The sequence below is a fragment of the Streptomyces sp. 1222.5 genome (assembly GCF_900105245.1).
Lineage (GTDB): Bacteria > Actinomycetota > Actinomycetes > Streptomycetales > Streptomycetaceae > Streptomyces > Streptomyces albidocamelliae.
In genome coordinates this window covers 4,060,678-4,078,342 of record NZ_FNSZ01000001.1, presented here as the reverse complement: position 1 = coordinate 4,078,342, position 17,665 = coordinate 4,060,678, and the positions used below count along the sequence as shown (strand labels likewise).

Annotated in this window: 17 protein-coding genes; 8 read left to right on the top strand and 9 right to left on the bottom strand. The window is 74.3% G+C overall.

Annotated elements, in window-relative coordinates; genetic code table 11:
• The first annotated feature begins 101 nt into the window (after positions 1 to 101).
• Positions 102 to 1,226: an NADH:flavin oxidoreductase gene (locus tag BLW57_RS18185; RefSeq protein WP_093475832.1), complete on the top strand. Its 1,125-nt coding sequence runs from the start codon at positions 102 to 104 to the stop codon at positions 1,224 to 1,226.
• Positions 1,227 to 1,247: 21 nt separating this feature from the next.
• On the opposite strand, the gene BLW57_RS18180 is transcribed toward BLW57_RS18185, so the two are convergent.
• From BLW57_RS18180 to BLW57_RS18165, 4 genes are all read right to left on the bottom strand, one after another.
• Positions 1,248 to 1,817 carry a hypothetical protein gene (locus BLW57_RS18180; RefSeq protein ID WP_093475830.1) on the bottom strand — a complete coding sequence of 190 codons (570 nt, stop codon included), beginning with the start codon at positions 1,815 to 1,817 and terminating at the stop codon, positions 1,248 to 1,250.
• Position 1,818: 1 nt separating this feature from the next.
• On the bottom strand, positions 1,819 to 3,303 hold the full coding sequence (locus tag BLW57_RS18175) for a PTS transporter subunit EIIC (protein ID WP_093475829.1): 1,485 nt from the start codon (positions 3,301 to 3,303) through the stop codon (positions 1,819 to 1,821).
• Positions 3,304 to 3,319: 16 nt separating this feature from the next.
• A complete protein-coding gene (murQ, locus tag BLW57_RS18170; protein WP_093475827.1) occupies positions 3,320 to 4,243 on the bottom strand; it encodes an N-acetylmuramic acid 6-phosphate etherase in 924 nt (307 codons plus the stop codon).
• A gap of 131 nt (positions 4,244 to 4,374) precedes the next feature.
• The gene (locus BLW57_RS18165; RefSeq protein WP_093475826.1) at positions 4,375 to 5,280 is read right to left on the bottom strand and encodes a MurR/RpiR family transcriptional regulator; all 906 of its coding nucleotides are present in this window, start codon (positions 5,278 to 5,280) and stop codon (positions 4,375 to 4,377) included.
• A 56-nt stretch (positions 5,281 to 5,336) separates the two neighbouring features.
• Here BLW57_RS18165 and BLW57_RS18160 point away from each other — a divergent pair, with 56 nt between their 5' ends.
• A complete protein-coding gene (locus BLW57_RS18160) occupies positions 5,337 to 5,720 on the top strand; it encodes a hypothetical protein (protein WP_093480755.1) in 384 nt (127 codons plus the stop codon).
• Between the two features lie 7 nt (positions 5,721 to 5,727).
• Positions 5,728 to 6,003, top strand: coding sequence for a DUF4031 domain-containing protein (locus tag BLW57_RS18155; RefSeq protein WP_093475824.1), 276 nt, complete (start codon positions 5,728 to 5,730; stop codon positions 6,001 to 6,003).
• Here BLW57_RS18155 and BLW57_RS18150 read toward each other — a convergent pair.
• Positions 5,985 to 7,064 (bottom strand): GNAT family N-acetyltransferase, encoded by a 1,080-nt coding sequence (locus BLW57_RS18150; RefSeq protein ID WP_256339512.1) that lies wholly within the window; start codon positions 7,062 to 7,064, stop codon positions 5,985 to 5,987. The two genes, BLW57_RS18155 and BLW57_RS18150, sit on opposite strands and share 19 nt — an antisense overlap.
• Positions 7,065 to 7,114: 50 nt before the next feature.
• Positions 7,115 to 7,759 (bottom strand): HD domain-containing protein, encoded by a 645-nt coding sequence (locus tag BLW57_RS18145; protein ID WP_093480754.1) that lies wholly within the window; start codon positions 7,757 to 7,759, stop codon positions 7,115 to 7,117.
• A gap of 187 nt (positions 7,760 to 7,946) precedes the next feature.
• Between BLW57_RS18145 and BLW57_RS18140 the strand changes: the two genes are divergently transcribed.
• The gene (locus BLW57_RS18140) at positions 7,947 to 8,651 is read left to right on the top strand and encodes a copper homeostasis protein CutC (protein ID WP_093475821.1); all 705 of its coding nucleotides are present in this window, start codon (positions 7,947 to 7,949) and stop codon (positions 8,649 to 8,651) included.
• 29 nt (positions 8,652 to 8,680) lie between these two features.
• Here the strand turns inward: BLW57_RS18140 and BLW57_RS18135 are convergent, their stop codons facing one another.
• Positions 8,681 to 10,753 (bottom strand): HelD family protein, encoded by a 2,073-nt coding sequence (locus BLW57_RS18135; protein ID WP_093475820.1) that lies wholly within the window; start codon positions 10,751 to 10,753, stop codon positions 8,681 to 8,683.
• Between the two features lie 273 nt (positions 10,754 to 11,026).
• Here BLW57_RS18135 and BLW57_RS18130 point away from each other — a divergent pair, with 273 nt between their 5' ends.
• Genes BLW57_RS18130 through BLW57_RS18120 form a run of 3 tightly spaced genes read left to right on the top strand, consistent with a single transcriptional unit; the run spans position 11,027 to position 12,696 of the window.
• A complete protein-coding gene (locus BLW57_RS18130; RefSeq protein ID WP_093475819.1) occupies positions 11,027 to 11,209 on the top strand; it encodes a hypothetical protein in 183 nt (60 codons plus the stop codon).
• Between the two features lie 39 nt (positions 11,210 to 11,248).
• The gene (locus BLW57_RS18125; protein WP_371127796.1) at positions 11,249 to 12,397 is read left to right on the top strand and encodes a glycosyltransferase 87 family protein; all 1,149 of its coding nucleotides are present in this window, start codon (positions 11,249 to 11,251) and stop codon (positions 12,395 to 12,397) included.
• Positions 12,361 to 12,696 (top strand): SH3 domain-containing protein, encoded by a 336-nt coding sequence (locus BLW57_RS18120; protein ID WP_093475815.1) that lies wholly within the window; start codon positions 12,361 to 12,363, stop codon positions 12,694 to 12,696. Before BLW57_RS18125 ends, BLW57_RS18120 begins: the two co-directional genes overlap by 37 nt.
• A gap of 54 nt (positions 12,697 to 12,750) precedes the next feature.
• On the opposite strand, the gene BLW57_RS18115 is transcribed toward BLW57_RS18120, so the two are convergent.
• Positions 12,751 to 14,394, bottom strand: a complete 1,644-nt coding sequence (locus BLW57_RS18115; RefSeq protein ID WP_093480753.1) for a DNA repair helicase XPB — start codon at positions 14,392 to 14,394, stop codon at positions 12,751 to 12,753.
• Between the two features lie 152 nt (positions 14,395 to 14,546).
• Here BLW57_RS18115 and BLW57_RS18110 point away from each other — a divergent pair, with 152 nt between their 5' ends.
• Complete coding sequence (locus BLW57_RS18110; RefSeq protein ID WP_093475814.1) at positions 14,547 to 15,080, top strand: hypothetical protein; 534 nt, start codon at positions 14,547 to 14,549, stop codon at positions 15,078 to 15,080.
• Positions 15,081 to 15,087: 7 nt separating this feature from the next.
• On the opposite strand, the gene BLW57_RS18105 is transcribed toward BLW57_RS18110, so the two are convergent.
• The gene (locus tag BLW57_RS18105; protein WP_093475812.1) at positions 15,088 to 17,646 is read right to left on the bottom strand and encodes a helicase C-terminal domain-containing protein; all 2,559 of its coding nucleotides are present in this window, start codon (positions 17,644 to 17,646) and stop codon (positions 15,088 to 15,090) included.
• Between the last annotated feature and the right edge of the window lie 19 nt (positions 17,647 to 17,665).

Here is a 17,665-nt window from a genome sequence, read left to right as displayed (position 1 = left end):
GGGGAATGCGGGGGAGCGCACAGGCGCTTGCTTAAGATGCTGCAACAATGCGCGCGCACATACCGTTCGGTTAACAACGCACTTCACGAGGAGCCCCCCACGTGACCGTCACCACGCCCGCCTCCCGCGCGGCCCAGATCCTCTCCCGCCCGATCGCGCTGAACGGCCTCACCGTCCCGAACCGGATCGTGATGGCCCCGATGACCCGCATGTTCTCCCCGGGCGGTGTTCCCGGCGAGGACGTGCGCTCCTACTACGCGCGCCGTGCCGGGGCCGGTGTCGGCCTGATCGTCACCGAGGGCACCTACGTCGGCCACGACTCGGCCGGCCAGAGCGACCGCGTGCCGCGGTTCCACGGTGAGGAGCAGCTCGCCGGCTGGGCACGCGTCGCCGAGGACGTGCACGCGGCGGGCGGCACGATCGTCCCGCAGCTGTGGCACATCGGCATGGTCCGCAAGCAGGGCGAGCCGCCCTTCGCGGACGCCCCGGCCGTCGGCCCGTCCGGTCTCGTCACCGAGGGCGCCGAGGCCACCGGCCGGGCGATGAGCCGGAAGGACCTGGACGACGTCGTCGCCGCGTTCGCGCAGGCCGCCGCGGACGCCGAGCGCATCGGCTTCGACGGTGTGGAGATCCACGGCGCCCACGGCTACCTCGTCGACCAGTTCCTGTGGGCGGGCACCAACCGCCGCACGGACGCGTACGGCGGCGACCCGGTGGCCCGCACCAGGTTCGGCGCGGAGATCGTCGCCGCGGTTCGGGAGCGGGTGTCCGCCGAGTTCCCGGTCATCTTCCGCTTCTCGCAGTGGAAGCAGCAGGACTACACCGCCCGCCTCGCCGAGACCCCGGAGGAGCTGGACGCGATCCTCGCCCCGCTGGCCGCGGCCGGCGTCGACGCCTTCCACGCGTCCACGCGCCGCTACTGGCTGCCGGAGTTCGAGGGCTCGGACCTGAACCTGGCCGGCTGGACGAAGAAGCTCACCGGCAAGCCGGTCATCACCGTCGGCTCGGTCGGTCTCGACGGCGACTTCATCAACGCCTTCCAGGGCGAGGGCTCCCCGGTCAAGGGCATCGACAACCTCCTGGACCGCCTGGAGGCGGACGAGTTCGACATGGTCGCCGTCGGCCGGGCCCTGCTCCAGGACCCGGAGTGGGCCGCCAAGGTCCTCTCCGACCGCTTCGACGACCTGAAGCCGTACGACGCGGCGGCGCTGAAGACCCTCAGCTGACCGCCCCCGCGGGACCGCCGGCTACAGGTTGCCCATGGGTTCGATGTCGACGCGCACCGGCGTCCCCCACACCCGCAGCACCTCGTAGTCGGTGAACTCGTGCACGAGCCGGTACGCCATGGCGGGCCGGGACCCGCGCCGCTGGGCGGCGAGGTAGGCCTCGGCCTCGCGCCGGTCCCGCCTGGGCGTCCCGCACAGCTGCCACTCCTGGCCGTTCCACAGCTCCGGCAGCCATCGCTGCTGGGGCTGTGGACGCTCGCCGCGCACGCCGTAGCGGGAGGGGGCCTGGGCGGCCGGCTCCTCCGCGCGGGGCCTGCCCTGGTACTCCGAGCGCCGGGCGGCCCGCCGCCGGGTCTCGCAGAGCAGGCAGAGGTCGGGTGCGCTCTCGTCGACCGGTCCCTGCGGATGCTCCTGGCACCGGGTGCTCGGTGCGGCGCCGGTGACGCTCTCCTCGGCGAGGTCGAGCGCCCGGCGCAGATCGTCCTTGATCTCGTGCAGCCGTGCGTCGGGCGTGTCGGCCCCGAGCGCCTCGCCGTGTTCCCCGAGCAGCCGGAGCGCCCGCCCCAGGGCGGTGAGCTGGGCATGATTCATGTCAGTCCGTCGCCTCCTCGCCTCCATGGTGCACCGGGGCCTTGACGACCCCTCCCCCGGCCCGGCCGCCGGCTCCCGCCACACCCTCGGCGACGGGGGGCCGGAAGGTCGTCCAGGTCGCGAGGAAGCCGACGAGGTAGCCGGTGAGGAGACCGCCCGCGTAGACCGCCGCCGTCATCGCCGGGCTGCGGTTCCCCGCCAGCAGCGGGAACAGGGCCCAGCCCGAGGGGCCGATGGCCGTGGCGCCCACCTTGGTGCCGGACATGGCGAAGAAGCCGACGAAGCCCCCGCCCGCCGCGCCGCCCGCGCAGGCGGTCAGGAACGGCCGGCCGAGCGGCAGGGAGACGCCGTAGATGAGGGGTTCGCCGACGCCGAGCAGACCGGCCGGGAGGGCGGAGCGGATCGTCGTGCGCAGGGAGACGTCGTGGCGCAGACGGACGTACACCGCGAGGGCCGCGCCGACCTGGCCCGCGCCCGCCATGGCCAGCAGCGGGAGCAGGACGGTGTAGCCCTGCTGCTCGATGAGGGTGGTGTGGATGGGGATCAGGGCCTGGTGCAGGCCCAGCATGACCAGCGGGAGGAAGAGCCCGCCCAGCACCAGCCCGGCCACGGCGCCCGCGCTCGCGAGGAGCCGGTCGGCCACGATGCCGATCGCGGAGGCCACCGCACCCGCCGCGTACATCAGGCCGTACAGCGTGACGAGCCCGGAGACGAGCACGGTGACCGTGGGGGTGAGCAGGACGTCCAGCGCGCCCGGCACCCGGCCCCGGCACCACTTCTCCACCCGGGTCGCCAGCAGTGCCGCCAGGAGCGCGCCGAGCACCCCGCCCTGCCCGGGGGCCAGGTGCACGCCGAACGCGGTCACCTTCGCCACGCCCGGATACACGACGACGGCCGCCACCGCGCCGCCCAGCACGGGCGTGCCGCCGAACTCCTTCGCGGTGTTGACCCCGACGAACACCGCGATCAGCGCCATGAAGGCGGAGGCGATCGCGGACAGGGCGGGGGTGAGCCCGGGCAGCAGGTGGGCGTTGAGCAGCAGCCCGTTGAGCCCGGCCAGGATGCCGCAGCCGATCAGGGCGGGGATGAGCGGGACGAAGACGCCCGCGACGCGCCGCAGGCCGTTCTTGACGGGCGTGGCGTTGCGCCGCCGCAGGCCCTCCTTGATCCGGGCGCCCTCGTCGGCGAGGTGCCCGGCGCCGGACCGCTCCGGGGCGGTGCCGCTCGGCGCCCGCGTCACCAGGTCCTCCACCGCCGCGGTGACCTCGTCGACGACACCGGGGCCGAGCACGATCTGCCAGACGCCCCCGCCGTCCACCACCCCGAGGACACCGGGCAGGGACCGCAGGGCTTCCTCGTCCGCCGCCGACGGATCGGCGAGTCCCAGCCGGAGCCGGGTCATGCAGTGGGCGACGGAGGTGACGTTGGCCGGGCCGCCGACCCGGATGAGGACGGCGGCCGCTGTGGAGACGGGGTCGTTGCGCACGCCCCGAGCGTGCGGGTCAGCCCGCCGCGTGCGCCAGCGCGGCGCGCAGATGGCCGCCGGACTCCTCCAGAAGGCGGGCGGCCGTAGGGCCGTCGATGTCGGCGAGGAGGGTGAGGATGGCGTTCTTCACCTCGCCGCCGGACTCGGTCAGGGCCCGCTCGATCTCCTCGTCGGCCGCGCCGGTGGCCAGCGACACGATCCGGCGGGAACGGGCCCGGAGCTTGTCGTTGGAGGCGCGCACGTCGACCATCAGGTTCCCGTAGGTCTTGCCGAGCCGGATCATCGTGATGGTCGAGAGCATGTTCAGGACCAGCTTCTGGGCCGTGCCCGCCTTCAGCCGGGTGGAGCCGGTGAGCAGTTCCGGGCCCACGACGACCTCGATGCCGTGCTCGGCGGCCGCCGCGAGCGCGCTGTGCGCGTTGCAGGACAGGCCGACGGTCAGGGCCCCGAGGCCGCGGGCGTGCTCGACGGCGCCCACGGCGTACGGGGTGCGGCCGGAGGCGGAGACGCCGACCACCGCGTCGTCCGCGGTGAGCCCGAGCGAGTCGAGGTCCTTGCGGGCCAGCTCCGGGGAGTCCTCGGCGCCCTCCACGGAGCTGACCATGGCCTCGGGGCCGCCCGCGATCAGGCCGACGACCCGTCCGGGATCGGTGTTGAAGGTGGGCGGGCACTCGGAGGCGTCCAGCACGCCGAGCCGGCCGGCGGTACCGGCGCCGGCGTAGACCAGGCGTCCGCCGCGGGCCATCCGTTCGGCGACGGCGTCGACGGCGGCGGCGATCCGCGGCAGCTGGGCGGCGACGGCGGAGGCCACACCGGCGTCCTCGCCGTTCATCAGGCGGGCGATGTCGAGGGTGGGCAGCCGGTCGATCTCGGCGAGCTCGGGCCGGAACGCCTCGGTGGTCAGGGAGGCCAACTGGCTGCGCAGGTCGGGGGAGGTCATCGGGGCGGCTCTCTCCGGTCACTTTCCGTCGGGGGGTGGTGAACCTACCTGGGGGCGCGGGAAACGGCGCGACCAGCCACGTCGGACCCGCCGGTCCCTCCCACGGTCGGTCCTGTGTTAGGTCCTGCGGTCTAGCGCGAGGAGGCCCGGTGGCGATGGGCCAGCGCCTCGTACGACGCGGCCAGAGCGGGCGCGGCCGTCTCGTACGTCCGCTGCGCCACTCCGACGAACAGACAGTCCACCACGAGCAGTTGACTGGTCCGTGAGGACATCGCCGCCGGACGCAGCTCGGTCTCCCGGGACGTGGAGGTGGTCAGCACGTGGTCGGCGTACTGCGTCACCGGCGAGTCGGGCCGCCCGGTGATGGCGACAGTGGCCGCCCCGCGCTCGAAGGCGACCCGCAGCGGCTCGATGACGTCCCCCGTCGAGCCGGAGTGCGTGATCGCGATCGCCACGTCGCCCGAGCGGAGCTGCACCGCGTTGGTCACCGCGAGGTGCGGGTCGCTGTGCGCGTGGGCTATGAGCCCTATCCGCAGCAGCTTCTGCGTGAGGTCCTGGGCGACGAGCCCGGACGCGCCGATGCCGTACACGTCGGTCCGGCGCGCCCCGGCGAGTGCGGCGACGGCCGCGCCCAGCTGGACGGTGTCCAGGCCGGCGGCGGTGTCGGCCAGGGTCTGCTGTTCCTCGTAGGCCAGTTTCGTGACGACGTCGGCGATGGGGTCGTCCACCGCGATGTCGGTGGTGATGGCGGGCGCCCGGCCGGACTGCTGCTGCGCGGCCAGCCCGGCGAGGGCGAGGCGCAGGTCGCGGTAGCCGGGGTAGCCGAGGAGGCGGGCGGTGCGGACGACCGTCGCCTCACTGGTGCCGGTGAGTTCGGCGAGGCCGGTGACCGTGAGGGCGGCGCAGCCGGCCGGATCGCCCGCCACGGCCTCGGCGACGCGCTGCATGGACCGGGTCATGGAGGGGGCGAGGGTGCGCACCTTGGCGGCGAGCGACCCGCCCGGCTGCCCGAAAATTTCCTTCACTTCCTGGGTCACAGGTGAAAGCTATTTTCGGTTCGGTCCTGTGGTCAAGAGTGCGCACAATGGGTTCCATGGAACCCGTCACTCCTCTCGAGCAGGCCTTGCATGCCGCGCGCGCCCTGGTGCTCGCCGATCTGGTCGCGCGTGAGGTCGCCGAGGCGGACGTGGTCTCGCTGGTCGAGGACGCCGTCGCACAGCGCCGCTGGTGGGTGGAGCAGTGGCCGCAGGGCGCGGCGTTCGTCGCCGGTCTGGTCGCCCAGGACGTGCAGGACGCGCTGCTGGAGCGGTACGGCCGCTGGCCGCTGTGCCCGGTGTGCGGCTCGGGCGATCCGCACGCGCTGGACGTGGAGCCGGAACTGGGCCCGGACCCGCACTGGGTGTGCCACAAGGCGGGTGTGAAGGTCGCGGCGGTCGGCTCGCTGGGATCGGCGGCGGGCGGGGCGGTGTCCTCGTGAGGCGCCCGTGACCGTCTATGTCGATCCGCCGGCCTGGCCCGGCCACGGCCGCATGTGGTCGCACCTGGTGAGCGACGTGTCGTACGACGAACTGCACTCCTTCGCCGAGCGGTTGGGCGTGCCCCGGCGGGCCTTCGAGCGCGACCACTACGACGTCCCCTCGCACCGGTACGCGGACGTGGTGGCCGCGGGCGCGGTGGAGGTCAGCAGCCGCGAGGTGGTGCGGCTGCTGCACGCCTCGGGTCTGCGCCGGCGCAAGCGCGGTCAGGCCCGGCGGACGTAGAGCAGGAGCCCGCCGTCCATGCCGTGCTCCGCGCGGGCCGTGTGCTCCTCCTCCACGGTGGCCCGGGTGAACCCCGCCCGGGTGATCACGTGCTGCGAGGGCACGTTGTCCGCCTCGATGGTGGCGATGACCAGGGCGACGTCCGGACGCGCCAGCGCCCACGCGGCCAGCGCGTCCACGGCCTCGGTGGCGTAGCCCCGGCCGCGCGCTCCCTCGACGAGGTCGTAGCCGATCTCGACCCTGCCCTCCTCGTCCGGGGCGCCGTGGAAGCCGATGCCGCCGACCGCCAGGCCGTCCTCCCGGCGTACGAGGGCGAAGACCCCGAACTCCGGCCGGTGCACGCCCGCTTCGTACGCCTTCACCAGGAACCCGGCGGCCTCCCGGGTGCCCTCGTACGGCCCGCCGTCGGCCCAGGTGAGGCCGCCGTCGCCGCCGAGGCGCAGGTCGCGGGCGGCGGCCGGGCGGATGCCGGTCAGGCTGAGGCGCCCGGTGGGCAGGACGAGGTTGTTGCGCCAGCGCCACTCGGTGACCGGGGCGCGGCCGGGCAGTTCGCCGCGGCCGGTGGCCCACAGCAGCGTCGGCCAGGGCGCGGTGCCGGGCTGGACGTGCGGGAAGAGCCAGGCCAGGACGGACTCCGCCAGGGCCTCGTCCGGCTCGTACGCGATGCCCAGGCCCTCGGCGATGTCGTGGGTGTGCAGCAGCACCTCGGCGGTGCCCATCGCGGCGAAGCCCTCGCGGTCCGCGTTGCCGAAGGGGTACGGGTGGAAGGCGCGGACGTCGGGCGGGGTGGTGGCGACGGTGGTGGCGAGCAGCACGCCGGTCGTGTCGATCACGTGCAGCAGGCCCGCGTTGTCGGTGCCCTCGTCCAAGGTGATGCCGAAGGGTGCGTACGCCTCCTGGGCGCGGCCCGCCAACTGCCCGGCGTACGCGAGGAGACCGCTCGCGACGTGCTCGGCCGTCCGTCGGCAGTCCCACTCCAGCCGCCCGGCGCGGGTACCCGCCCAGTCGCGGTCCACCACCGTCCGCAGCGTCCCCAGGCAGCCCGCCACGGCCCTGCTCACGTCATCCCCGTTTATCGGTCGCATGGGCGCACCCTAGGCGGGCCGGCCGTTCAGGTCGACAGCAATTCCAGCTCGGAGGCGAGGTTGTGGCGCGCGGTCGCCTCCCAGTGCTCCTGCCCGTACGGCGTGCGGAACAGGCTGGGCAGGCCGAGGAGTTGGCGGAGCACGGCGGCCCGTCCGGCCCGGAAGGCGTCGTTGGGGACGAAGTGGTACTCCGCGCGGACCTCCGCGGTGTAGGCGGCGTACGCCGACGGGTGTGCGGCGAGGATCGCGAGGTCCGCGTCGCACAGCACCTGGCCGTCGCGGTCGTCGTCGGCCGGGTCGTGCGTGACGGTGAGCCGGACCAGCCGGGCCACCTCGGCGGTCCGCGCCTGTGGCACGCCCGCCTCCGCGAGGGCCCGCTCGGCGAGCCGGGCGGAGCGCTCCTCGTTCTCGGACCGGTCGGGGAGGTAGACGGCGTCGTGGAACCAGGCGGCCAGCCGTACCGCGTCCGGGTCGGCCGCGTACCCGGCCAGCAGGTCGATGTGGTCGAGCATCGCGCCGAGGTGGGCGAGCGTGTGGTAGTGGCGCTGCGGCTCCTGCCAGCGGGCGAGCAGGTTGTCGGCGTACGGCGCGGGGTCGGGGCCGCCGCCGGGAGCGCGGGCTGCTTCGAGCGCGCGGACGAAACGGGGGCGCAGGGCGTCGGGATCGGCCATGCCCGTCATTCTTCCGTCCCCGTGCGGCCCGTGGCGATTCCTGTTTCCTGTGGACGGGGCGGGGACGGGCCGGCGGGTACCCGGGAGGGGGAACGAACGTCTTCGGGTGAACGGCGCCGGGGTCCGGGCGTACCCTTGAATTGGACTAGACCTGTAGTCGCCCGATGAATCCGATGAATGGGGTGCCATGAGCAAGCGTGCGGTCCTGGAGGTGATCGCCCTCGACGTCGAGGACGCGGTCGCCGCCCAGGCAGGAGGCGCGGACCGGCTGGAGCTGGTCACGGAGATGGCGGCCGACGGACTCACCCCGTCCCCGGCCACCGTGGCCGGGATCCGCGCCGCCGTCGACATCGACCTGCGCGTGATGCTCCGGCTGACGGACGGCTTCGCGGCCGGCGACGCGGAGGGCCTGGTCCGGGCGGCGGACGAGCTGCGCGGGGCCGGCGCGGAGCAGTTCGTGCTCGGGTTCCTCGACGCCGGCGGCACGGTCGACCTGGACACCGTGGAGCGGGTCGTCGCGGCGCTGGACGGCTGCCGCTGGACCTTCCACCGGGCGATCGACCGGGCCGCCGACCGCGACGCCCTGCGCAAGCAGCTCGCCGACCTGCCCGGTCTGGACACCTACCTCACGGCGGGGTCCGCCACGGGCGTGGACGCCGGGCTGCCGACGCTGCTCGCGGAGGCCGCGCACGGCGGCGAGCCCGGGTACGAGCAGCAGATCCTGGTGGGCGGCGGACTGCGCCTCGACCACGTGCCGCGGCTGCGGACCGGCGGGATCGACGCCTTCCACATCGGCGGCGCGGCCCGGCCCGGCGGCTGGGCGGGACCGGTCTCCGCCGACGCGGTCGCCCGGTGGCGGACGATCCTGGACGGCGGGGCCGGCGAGGGCTAGCCGCCGGTGCCGCGTCGCGAGCGGCCGCCTCAGGCCAGCTGTGCGGGCAGCGGCGCCGAGTGGGCCACGACCAGGCCGGACACCGCCCGGGTCAGCGCCACGTACAGCCGGCGCAGCCCCGTCCGCTCGTCCGGCTCCCCGTCCACCACGGCCCGCGGTTCGTCCAGGACGACGTAGTCGTACTCCAGACCCTTGGCGAGGGAGGCCGGCACGAGGGTGAGGCGGGTCTCGCGGGTGGTCTCCTCACCGGGCGCCAGATACGTGATCCCGGCCGCCGTCAGCGCCTCGGCGAGCGCGGGCACGCGGGCGTCCGCGGCGATCAGGCCCGTCGACCCCTCGTTGCGCAGCAACTCCTCGCACGCGGCGACGATCTCGCCCGTCCCCGCGGCCGTGCGGACCTCGAAGAAGCCCGGGTTCTCCCGGACCGAGGCGACCGGGGTGAGGCCGGGCGCGATGTGCGGGAGCAGGCGAGAGGCGTAGGCGATGACGTCCGTCGGGACACGGAAGCCCGCGGTCAGCTCCTCGATGTGCCCCTCCTGCTTGCCGAGGTGGGCGAGGGCCTGGTCCCAGCTCCGGGTCGCCCACGGGGTCGTGCCCTGCGCCAGGTCGCCGAGGACGGTCGCGCTGCCCGTGGTGCAGCGGCGGCCGACCGCGCGGTACTGCATCGGGGACAGATCCTGCGCCTCGTCCAGGACCACGTGGCCGAGCGAGTGGGTGCGCTGGATCAGGTCGGCCGTCTCGTCGATCAGCACCGCGTCCGCCGCCGACCACCGGGCCGCCTTCACGCTGCGCACGGGCTTCGCCCACAGGATCGTCTTCTGCTCGTCCTCGTCCAGGATCCCCTCGGCGTGCTCGGCCAGGAAGTCGGCGTCGGTCAGCAGCCGCAGCACCAGCTTCGCGGGGTCGACGGCGGGCCAGACCTCCTTCACGGCCGCCTTCACCGCGCTGTTGCGGGCGACGGCGTCCTGGACCCGGTCGTCCGGGGCCTCCCCGGACCGCTCCATCTGCACCAGCACCGCGTGCGCGATCCGCTGCGGCAGGGCCTCGCGCGCGGCCCCGTAGCGGATGTCCCGCTCCAGCAACTCGCGTACCAGCTCTTCCAGTTCGTACGCCGGTACGCGCCAGCGCCGCGAGCCGCGCACCACGACCACCGGCTCGGTGGGCATGCTCACGTGCGCGTACAGGGCCCGGCGCAGCACCTCCGCCATCCGGGCGTCGCCCTTGACGACGGCCGCGGCGGCCTCGTCCGTGCCGCGCACCTCCACGTGCGCCACCAGGTCGTCCACGGTGGCCTGCTGCACGGTCAGCTCGCCGAGGGCCGGCAGGACCTGCTCGATGTAGTGCAGGAAGGACTTGTTCGGCCCGATGACGAGGGTGCCGGTGCGGGCGAGCCGTTCCCGGTGGGCGTAGAGCAGATACGCGACCCGGTGCAGACCCACGGCCGTCTTCCCGGTGCCGGGGCCGCCCTGGACGCAGACGGTGCCGCCGAGCCCGCTGCGGACGATCTCGTCCTGCTCGGGCTGGATGGTGGCGACGATGTCCCGCATCGGTCCGACGCGCGGCCGCTCGATCTCCTGCTGGAGCAGCTTGCTGGTGGTGGCCGTCTCCTGCGGGTCGGACAGGTGCTCGTCCTCGTAGGCGGTCAGGTCGCCGCCGGTGTAGCCGAAGCGGCGGCGCAACCCGACGTCCAGGGGGTCCTTCTTGGACGCCCGGTAGAACGGCTGCGAGACCGGGGCACGCCAGTCGATGACCATGGGGTCGCCGTCGGCGTCGTGCACATGCCGCCGCCCGATGTAGAACCGCTCCCCCTCGGCGCCCTCCGCCCGGTCCGCGCCCGGGGCGTGCAGGTAGTCGAGCCGGCCGAAGAACAGCGGGGTGTCGCTGAGGTCGGCCAGCGCCTTGATGCGCTCGTCGATCTGCCGGGCGAGCACCTCGGCGTTGACCCAGTTCGCGGTGACGTCCCGGATGTCCAGCGCCTCCACGTCCTCGCGCATGGCGCGCAGGGCGGAGCGGGAGTGGGCGAGGTGGGAGCGTTCGCGGGCCAGCGGGTCGTCGGCCCGGCTGCCTGGGCCGTCGAGCGGGTCGTGGACGGGCGTGGACAAGGGAGTGCCTCCGGATCTGCTCTTCCATGGCCTGTGGCTGGGGCGTGAGGGGCCGTCCGGTTTCCGTCCGGGCGGCGGCACTCCGTGAGAGGAGGCGGGCAAGAGCGGAGATTTTAGGCGACGGGTGCGGGCGGAGGCCAATGGATTTTCCCCCCAGGGGCCGCCCGCCCGGGGGCAGGGGCTTCCGTGCCTCCCGGGGGTGTACGCGGAGCCCGCCGGAATTCGGTCCCTGGACCGACGCCGGATTTACGGCCGAAGTTCCACCATGGAGACATGAGCGCAGCAACCGTCTCCCCAGCCCCCGTCCGGCCGCCGGCCGGTGCCACGGCCGTGGCGGGCACCCACCACCACCGCCTGGGCGATGCCCTGCGCGCGGTCAGGGTGTATGTGTCCGCCGCGTTCCGGGTCGCCGTCCTCGGCGAGTACGGCGAGGAAGCGGGCGTACACCGCAGGTGACGGCATAGGGTCGCATCCGTGCGGAAACGGACGGCCTTATTGCTCCTCGCCCTCTCCCTCGCCTCCTTCACCACCCTGTGCGTCCTGCGCGGCGCACCCATGGCCGACCTCCTCGTCTACCGGGCCGAGGGCGCGGCCGTCGTCCACGGCACCGATCTCTACGGCTTCACGGTCACCCGGTGGGGGCTTCCCGCGACCTATCCGCCCTTCGCGGCGATCCTCTTCGTCCCGGCGGTCGGGCTGCCCCTCCCCGCCCTGAAGGCGGTCTTCCTGGCCGGCAACGTGCTCATGCTCGCCGGTCTGGTCGTCCTTTCCGCCCGCCTGGCGTCCCGCTCCCCGGGCCCCGCGGCGCTGTGCGCGGCCACGGCCGCCGCCCTCTGGCTGGAGCCGGTCTTCCAGACGCTGCTGTTCGGCCAGATCAACCTGGCGGTCGCCTGCCTGACCCTGTGGGACCTCACCCGGCCGCCCGGCGCCCGCGCCCGCGGCCTAGCCCTCGGTGTCGCGGCCGGCATCAAGCTCACCCCGGCCGTCTTCGTGGTGCACCTGTTCCTGCGCGGCCGCAGACGGGAGGCGGCCACGGCGGTGGCGGCCTTCGCCTGCACGGTCCTCGCGGGCTTCCTGCTGCTCCCCGTGGCGAGCGCCGACTTCTGGACCCGGCGCCTGTACGAGACCGGCCGGGTGGGCAAGGGCTGGATCGTGGACAACCAGTCGCTGCAAGGGCTGATCGCGCGGATGCTGCACGACCCGGCGCCGGGCGCCGCCTGGGCGCTCCCGGCCGCGCTGGCGGCGGTGGCGGGCCTGGCGCTGGCCGCGCGGGCCCGCCGGGAGAGCCACGCCGTCCTGCTGACCGCCTTCACGGCCCTGCTGATCTGCCCGATCAGCTGGACCCACCACTGGGTGTGGTGCGTTCCGTTGCTGGCCGTGCTGTGGGCGGAGGGCCACGCCCGGACGGCCGCGCTGGTGGCCCTCGTCTTCACCGCCCGCACCATGTGGCTGGTGCCCCACGAGGGCGACCTCGACCTGGAACTGCCCTACTGGCAGCAGCCGTTGGCGGCCGCCTACCCCGTCCTGGTGCTCGGGCTGACCGTCGCGTATGACAGCATGATCAGCCGTCGTCCGACCCTTTCGACCGAGCAAACGGGGAACACCGCATGTCCTTCTCGACCCTTCGGATCCGCAAGGCGGTGAGCGGCCTGACCGCCGCCACCGCGCTCGCCCTCGGCGTCACCGTCCTGGCCGCGCCCAGCGCCTCGGCCGTGGACTCCTCCGGCTGCACCAAGAACATCAAGGACCAGACTCTCCAGGTCGTGCAGTGGGACCACGCCGACATGCACACCGGCCCGGGCTACTCGTACAAGGTCAAGAAGTCCGTGTTCGCGGGCAGCAACGTGCGCGTGTACTGCACCGCGTACAAGAAGGGCACCACCTGGTACTACGGCAAGTCCGGGAAGACCAAGGGCTGGATGGACACCCACGCGTTCTTCTAGGCCGGACGGCGCCGGACCGGCGGGCCGGACAGCGCCCGGCCCGCCCCCGCCCGGCTAGCCCTCCGCCAGGATCTCGTCCGCGTCCACGATCCGGTACGCGTACCCCTGCTCCGCCAGGAAGCGCTGGCGGTGGGCGGCGAAGTCCTGGTCGATGGTGTCGCGGGCGACCACCGAGTAGAAGTGGGCCTGGTGGCCGTCGGCCTTGGGCCGCAGCACGCGCCCCAGCCGCTGGGCCTCCTCCTGCCGGGAGCCGAAGGTGCCGGACACCTGGATGGCGACGGTGGCTTCGGGCAGGTCGATGGAGAAGTTGGCGACCTTCGAGACCACCAGCACGCTGATCTCGCCCTCGCGGAAGGCGTCGAAGAGCTTCTCGCGCTGGGCGTTGGACGTCTCGCCCTTGATCACCGGGGCGTTCAGGTGCTCGCCCAGCTCGTCCAGCTGGTCGATGTACTGGCCGATGACGAGGATCTGCTGCCCGGCGAACCGGCGGACGATGGCCTCCGTGACCTTCCGCTTGGTGGCGGTGGTCGCGCAGAACCGGTACTTCTCCTCCGTCTCGGCGGTGGCGTACGCCAGCCGCTCGGTGTCGGTGAGGTTGACGCGGACCTCGACGCAGTCGGCGGGCGCGATGTAGCCCTGCGCCTCGATCTCCTTCCAGGGCGCGTCGAACCGCTTCGGCCCGATCAGCGAGAACACGTCCGACTCACGGCCGTCCTCACGGACCAGGGTGGCCGTCAGGCCGAGCCGCCGCCGCGCCTGGAGGTCGGCGGTGAACTTGAAGACGGGGGCCGGCAGCAGATGCACCTCGTCGTAGACGATCAGGCCCCAGTCGCGGGAGTCGAACAGCTCCAGGTGCGGGTAGACGCCCTTCCGCCGGGTGGTCAGCACCTGGTAGGTGGCGATGGTGACGGGCCGGATCTCCTTCCGCGTCCCGCTGTACTCGCCGATCTCGTCCTCGGTGAGCGAGGTCCGCTTCACCAGCTCGTGCTTCCACTGCCGGGCGGAGACGGTGTTGGTGACGAGGATCAGCGTGGTCGACTTCGCCTGCGCCATGGACCCGGCGCCGACCAGCGTCTTGCCCGCGCCGCAGGGCAGCACCACGACACCGCTGCCGCCGTGCCAGAAGTTCTCCACGGCCTGCTTCTGGTACGGCCGCAGGTTCCAGCCGTCCTCCAGCAGCTCGATCGGATGCGCCTCGCCGTCCACGTACCCGGCGAGGTCCTCGGCGGGCCAGCCCAGCTTCAGCAGCACCTGCTTGATCTGGCCGCGCTCGGAGGGGTGCACCACGACGGTGTCCGCGTCGAGGCGGGCGCCGACCAGCGGGGCGATCCGCTTGGACTTCAGCACCTCCTCCAGCACGGGCCGGTCGGTGCTGGTGAGCACGAGCCCGTGCGCGGGGTGCTTGGACAGGGTGAGGCGGCCGTAGCGGTCCATCGTCTCGGCGATGTCGACGAGCAGCGCGTGCGGCACCGGGTAGCGGCTGTACTCCACGAGGGCGTCGACGACCTGCTCGGCGTCGTGCCCGGCGGCACGCGCGTTCCACAGGCCGAGCGGGGTGACCCGGTAGGTGTGGATGTGCTCGGGCGCCCGCTCCAGTTCGGCGAAGGGCGCGATCACCCGGCGGCAGTCGTCGGCGCGCTCATGGTCGACCTCCAGGAGCAGCGTCTTGTCCGACTGGACGATCAGTGGACCATTCACGCGCGGCACACCCTTTCCACAACAGCCAAACGTCCAGTGTGCCCTACCGGCGGACGATCACGGCGGGGCCGCTGCAACCTTGTGCCGCCCACGCGGGTCTTGACCTGCGAAAGCGCGCGGTGGCGCGCCCCGGGGGGCAGGAGGCGGGGACCATGTCGGCAGGCAGGTGGGGGACAGGGCTGGCCGCGACGGTGGTGCTGGTCGCGACGGGGGTGTGGGCGGCGGGGCCGGGTGGCGTCGACGAGCACCTGTGGGGCCGGGTGCGGCCGGTGATCGAGGCCCGGCTGGTGGCCGACTCGCGGGGCAGCGGCTCCGGGGAGGCGGAGCCGGCGCTGCACGCGCGGTGGTTCTGCCGGGCCGACGCACGGGACCTCGACGAGCACGAGGGCGTCGTACGGGCGGGCGTGACGACGCTGTGTCTGGAGTACGGGGTGCGGGCGGGCACGCTGGAGGAGTGCGGTGGCGCCGCCGGCCCGCAGGTGGTGCGGCTGGAGCGGGACGGGCGCGGCGGCTACCGCGTGGTGACGCGGGAGGAGCCGCCGGACGGCGAGGGGTACGGGCGCTGGGTGGCGGACCACTTCGGTCCGCTCGCCGAGCCCGGCCCGGCGGAGCCGTCCGCCGCCCTGGCGGCCGCGGCCCGCACGCACTTCGGGCTGCCCGCAAACGCGCCGGTCGGGGACTGCTGAGACGGCCTCAGTCGTCCGCCAGCTCGGCGACCCCGGTGATCCGGTGCAGCGGGTACGTCCGGACCTCGTCCGCGGTGTGGTCGTACGCCGTCACGAAGCCGCCCTCGACCCGGATGGGGGCGATGACGCGCTGACTGGCGGTGCCCTCGGCGTTGACGTAGCCGATCCACAGGGACTCGCCGGTGAGGACGGCGGCCTGCACGGTGGCGAGGGTCTCGGCGGAGGACGTGCGGGGCAGCTCGCCGCCGGTCAGGGGCGTGCCCGTGGTCTTGCGCGGGGTGGTCGCGGCCATGTCGCCCGCCCGGATCGCGCGGATCGCCGCCGTGAGGAGCGTGCCGTCGGGCGGCGGCGGCCCGTCCGGGACCGGCTCGGGCGCGGTGCGCGGCGGCGTCCGGTGGGCGTGGGCGCGGGTGATCACGACGTCGCCCTCGGCGGACTCCGCGGCCGGTGCGTAACCCATCGCGCGCAGGCCCTCCAGCAGCGCCGCCGGGTCGGACTGGGAGGCGAGCACGGTCGGGGCGAGCCGGCGCAGGCGCAGGGCGGCGCCGCGCTTGTCGGCGAGGATCTCGCCCAGCAGCGTGTCGTCGTCGCAGCGCACGTACGCCGAGGCCGCGCCCACCCGCAGATGGCCGTGCTTGCGGGCCACGTCGTCGATCAGATACGCGAGCGGCTGCGGGACCGGCGTACGGGAGTGCCGGCTGAGGAAGGCGTGCAGGTCGGCGGCGGCCCGGCCGGCGTCCAGGGCGCGGCGGACCGAGGCCGGGGTGAACCGGTAGACCGTGGCCCCGCCCTTGGACTCCACCTCGGCGAGCACGCCCAGCATGTCCGCGAGCGGGCGCTGGAGCGGGCCCGGGGCCACCGCCGTCAGGTCGGCCTGGAGCAGCACGTGGTCCAGGGGTTCGGGGAGGAGCGGGGCGAGCAGCCGGGCGGCGGCCGTCGTGGCGAGTGCCTGCTCGGCGGGGGAGAGCGGCGCACGGGCCGCCGGTGGACGGTGGTGGTGCACCGGGAGCTTGTCACCGGGGCCGGAGGAGACCGCGGCGGCCTCGGCGGAGCCCGGGGCGTGCGCGCCGGCCGCGGCCGGCGCGCCGAGGAGGGCGCGACCGTGTGCGGACAGCGCGCCGCGGCCGGTCACGCCCAGCTGCTCGGCCTCCGCGAGGGTCCAGCGCGCCAGCCGGGTGCGCAGATCGTCCTCGCCGCCGTCCCGCTGCGGGCCCCGCAGCGGCCGCTCCCAGCGCAGCCGGGCCAGCACCGACCCGGCGTCCGGGGCGCCACCCCGCGGCAGCGCGGCCAGCAGGCTCAGCACCCGGTGCCGCACCTCGACGGCGGCCGAGCGGTCGAGGCCCGGGCCGAGCGCGGAGAGCGTGCGGTCCTTCGCGTCCCGGCCGCCGACCAGCCCCGGCGTCCGGGTGGCCGACAGCCATGCCTCCGCCAGCCGGGCCCAGCGCTCGGCGGGGGGCCGCTCCAGCCACTCGTCGTAGGCGGGGGTGGCCGCGTACCGCTCGTCGGCCTCGCCGTCGGAGGCGAGCAGACCGGCGGCGTAGGCCAGTTCGACCCAGAAGGCGGCGACCGGTTCGGAGACGTCCAGGGCGACGGCGGTCCGCTTGAGGTCCCGCACGCTCAGGCCCCCGGCGCGCAGCACGGCCGGACCGCCCTCGTCCCAGTCCTTCAGCAGCTCCTCGACGGTGGCGAGCGCGGTGTACGCCTGCCCGGCCGCCGTCGCGTCCACCACTTGTGGACTGTGCGTCGCGGCCGGCTCCACGACGGGCGGCAGCGGCTCGGGCGCCCGGTGCGCCCGGCCCGCGCGCAGATGCAGGGCGACCTCCCGGGGCAGCACGACCGTGCCGGGCGCGGTCGGCAGCAGCAGGCCCCGGTCGAGCAGCCAGCGCAGATGCGCGGCCGGTTCGGGGGTGACCTGCCCGTACGGCGGGCCCCACACCAGCCGGGACAGCACCTCCAGGCCGCCCTCCGGCGCCTCGGCGAGCAGCCGCGCCATCTTCCTGCGGTGCGTGAACAGCCCGGTCAGCGCGGCGACGGCCGACACCGAGTCATGGGTCGAGGGCAGCCCGGCCGTCGTCACGATCTCCTGGATCCGGCCCGGCGACATGCCCGAGGTGGCCTCCTGCACGGACGGCCCGAGGCCCGTCGGAGAGGGGTGCTGCGGGGACGGCGCGAGCAGTTCCCGCGCGGTGCGGACGAGCCGCAGCCGCCGGTCGTCGCCCCACACCAGCGCCTGCTCGCGCAGGGTGGCGACGGCGTGCGGCAGCGCACCGGCGACGGCCTCGTCCCCCGCGTCCCCGGCCATCAGCCCGAGCAGGGTGTCGTACGACGCCGGGTCCGGGGCCACGGCCAGCGCCTCGGCGGTCTGGAGCGCGAACCGGTCCAGCCGTTCCAGGGCGCGCAGCACCGAGGCGCGGGTGCCGGCCCGGGTGGCCAGCTGGGTGAGATCGGTCGGTACGGGGGTGATGAGATCCGGCCTGCTGCGCAGGAGGGCGCCCAGGGAGGCATCGTCCCTGGCACGGAGCGCTTCCGCGAGGGAGCGAGGGGCTGAGGAGGCCTCGGGGCTCATCCGGCCAACGGTAGCGGAC

What these genes read in the sequence shown, in the direction of transcription:
- BLW57_RS18110 (WP_093475814.1), top strand. Translation starts at nt 14,547, where the DNA reads ATGTCGGCAGGCAGGTGGGGGACAGGGCTGGCCGCGACGGTGGTGCTG.
- BLW57_RS18105 (WP_093475812.1), bottom strand. Translation starts at nt 17,646, where the DNA reads ATGAGCCCCGAGGCCTCCTCAGCCCCTCGCTCCCTCGCGGAAGCGCTC.
- BLW57_RS18180 (WP_093475830.1), bottom strand. Translation starts at nt 1,817, where the DNA reads ATGAATCATGCCCAGCTCACCGCCCTGGGGCGGGCGCTCCGGCTGCTC.
- BLW57_RS18140 (WP_093475821.1), top strand. Translation starts at nt 7,947, where the DNA reads ATGAGCAAGCGTGCGGTCCTGGAGGTGATCGCCCTCGACGTCGAGGAC.
- BLW57_RS18130 (WP_093475819.1), top strand. Translation starts at nt 11,027, where the DNA reads ATGAGCGCAGCAACCGTCTCCCCAGCCCCCGTCCGGCCGCCGGCCGGT.
- murQ (WP_093475827.1), bottom strand. Translation starts at nt 4,243, where the DNA reads ATGACCTCCCCCGACCTGCGCAGCCAGTTGGCCTCCCTGACCACCGAG.
- BLW57_RS18120 (WP_093475815.1), top strand. Translation starts at nt 12,361, where the DNA reads ATGTCCTTCTCGACCCTTCGGATCCGCAAGGCGGTGAGCGGCCTGACC.
- BLW57_RS18160 (WP_093480755.1), top strand. Translation starts at nt 5,337, where the DNA reads ATGGAACCCGTCACTCCTCTCGAGCAGGCCTTGCATGCCGCGCGCGCC.
- BLW57_RS18145 (WP_093480754.1), bottom strand. Translation starts at nt 7,759, where the DNA reads ATGGCCGATCCCGACGCCCTGCGCCCCCGTTTCGTCCGCGCGCTCGAA.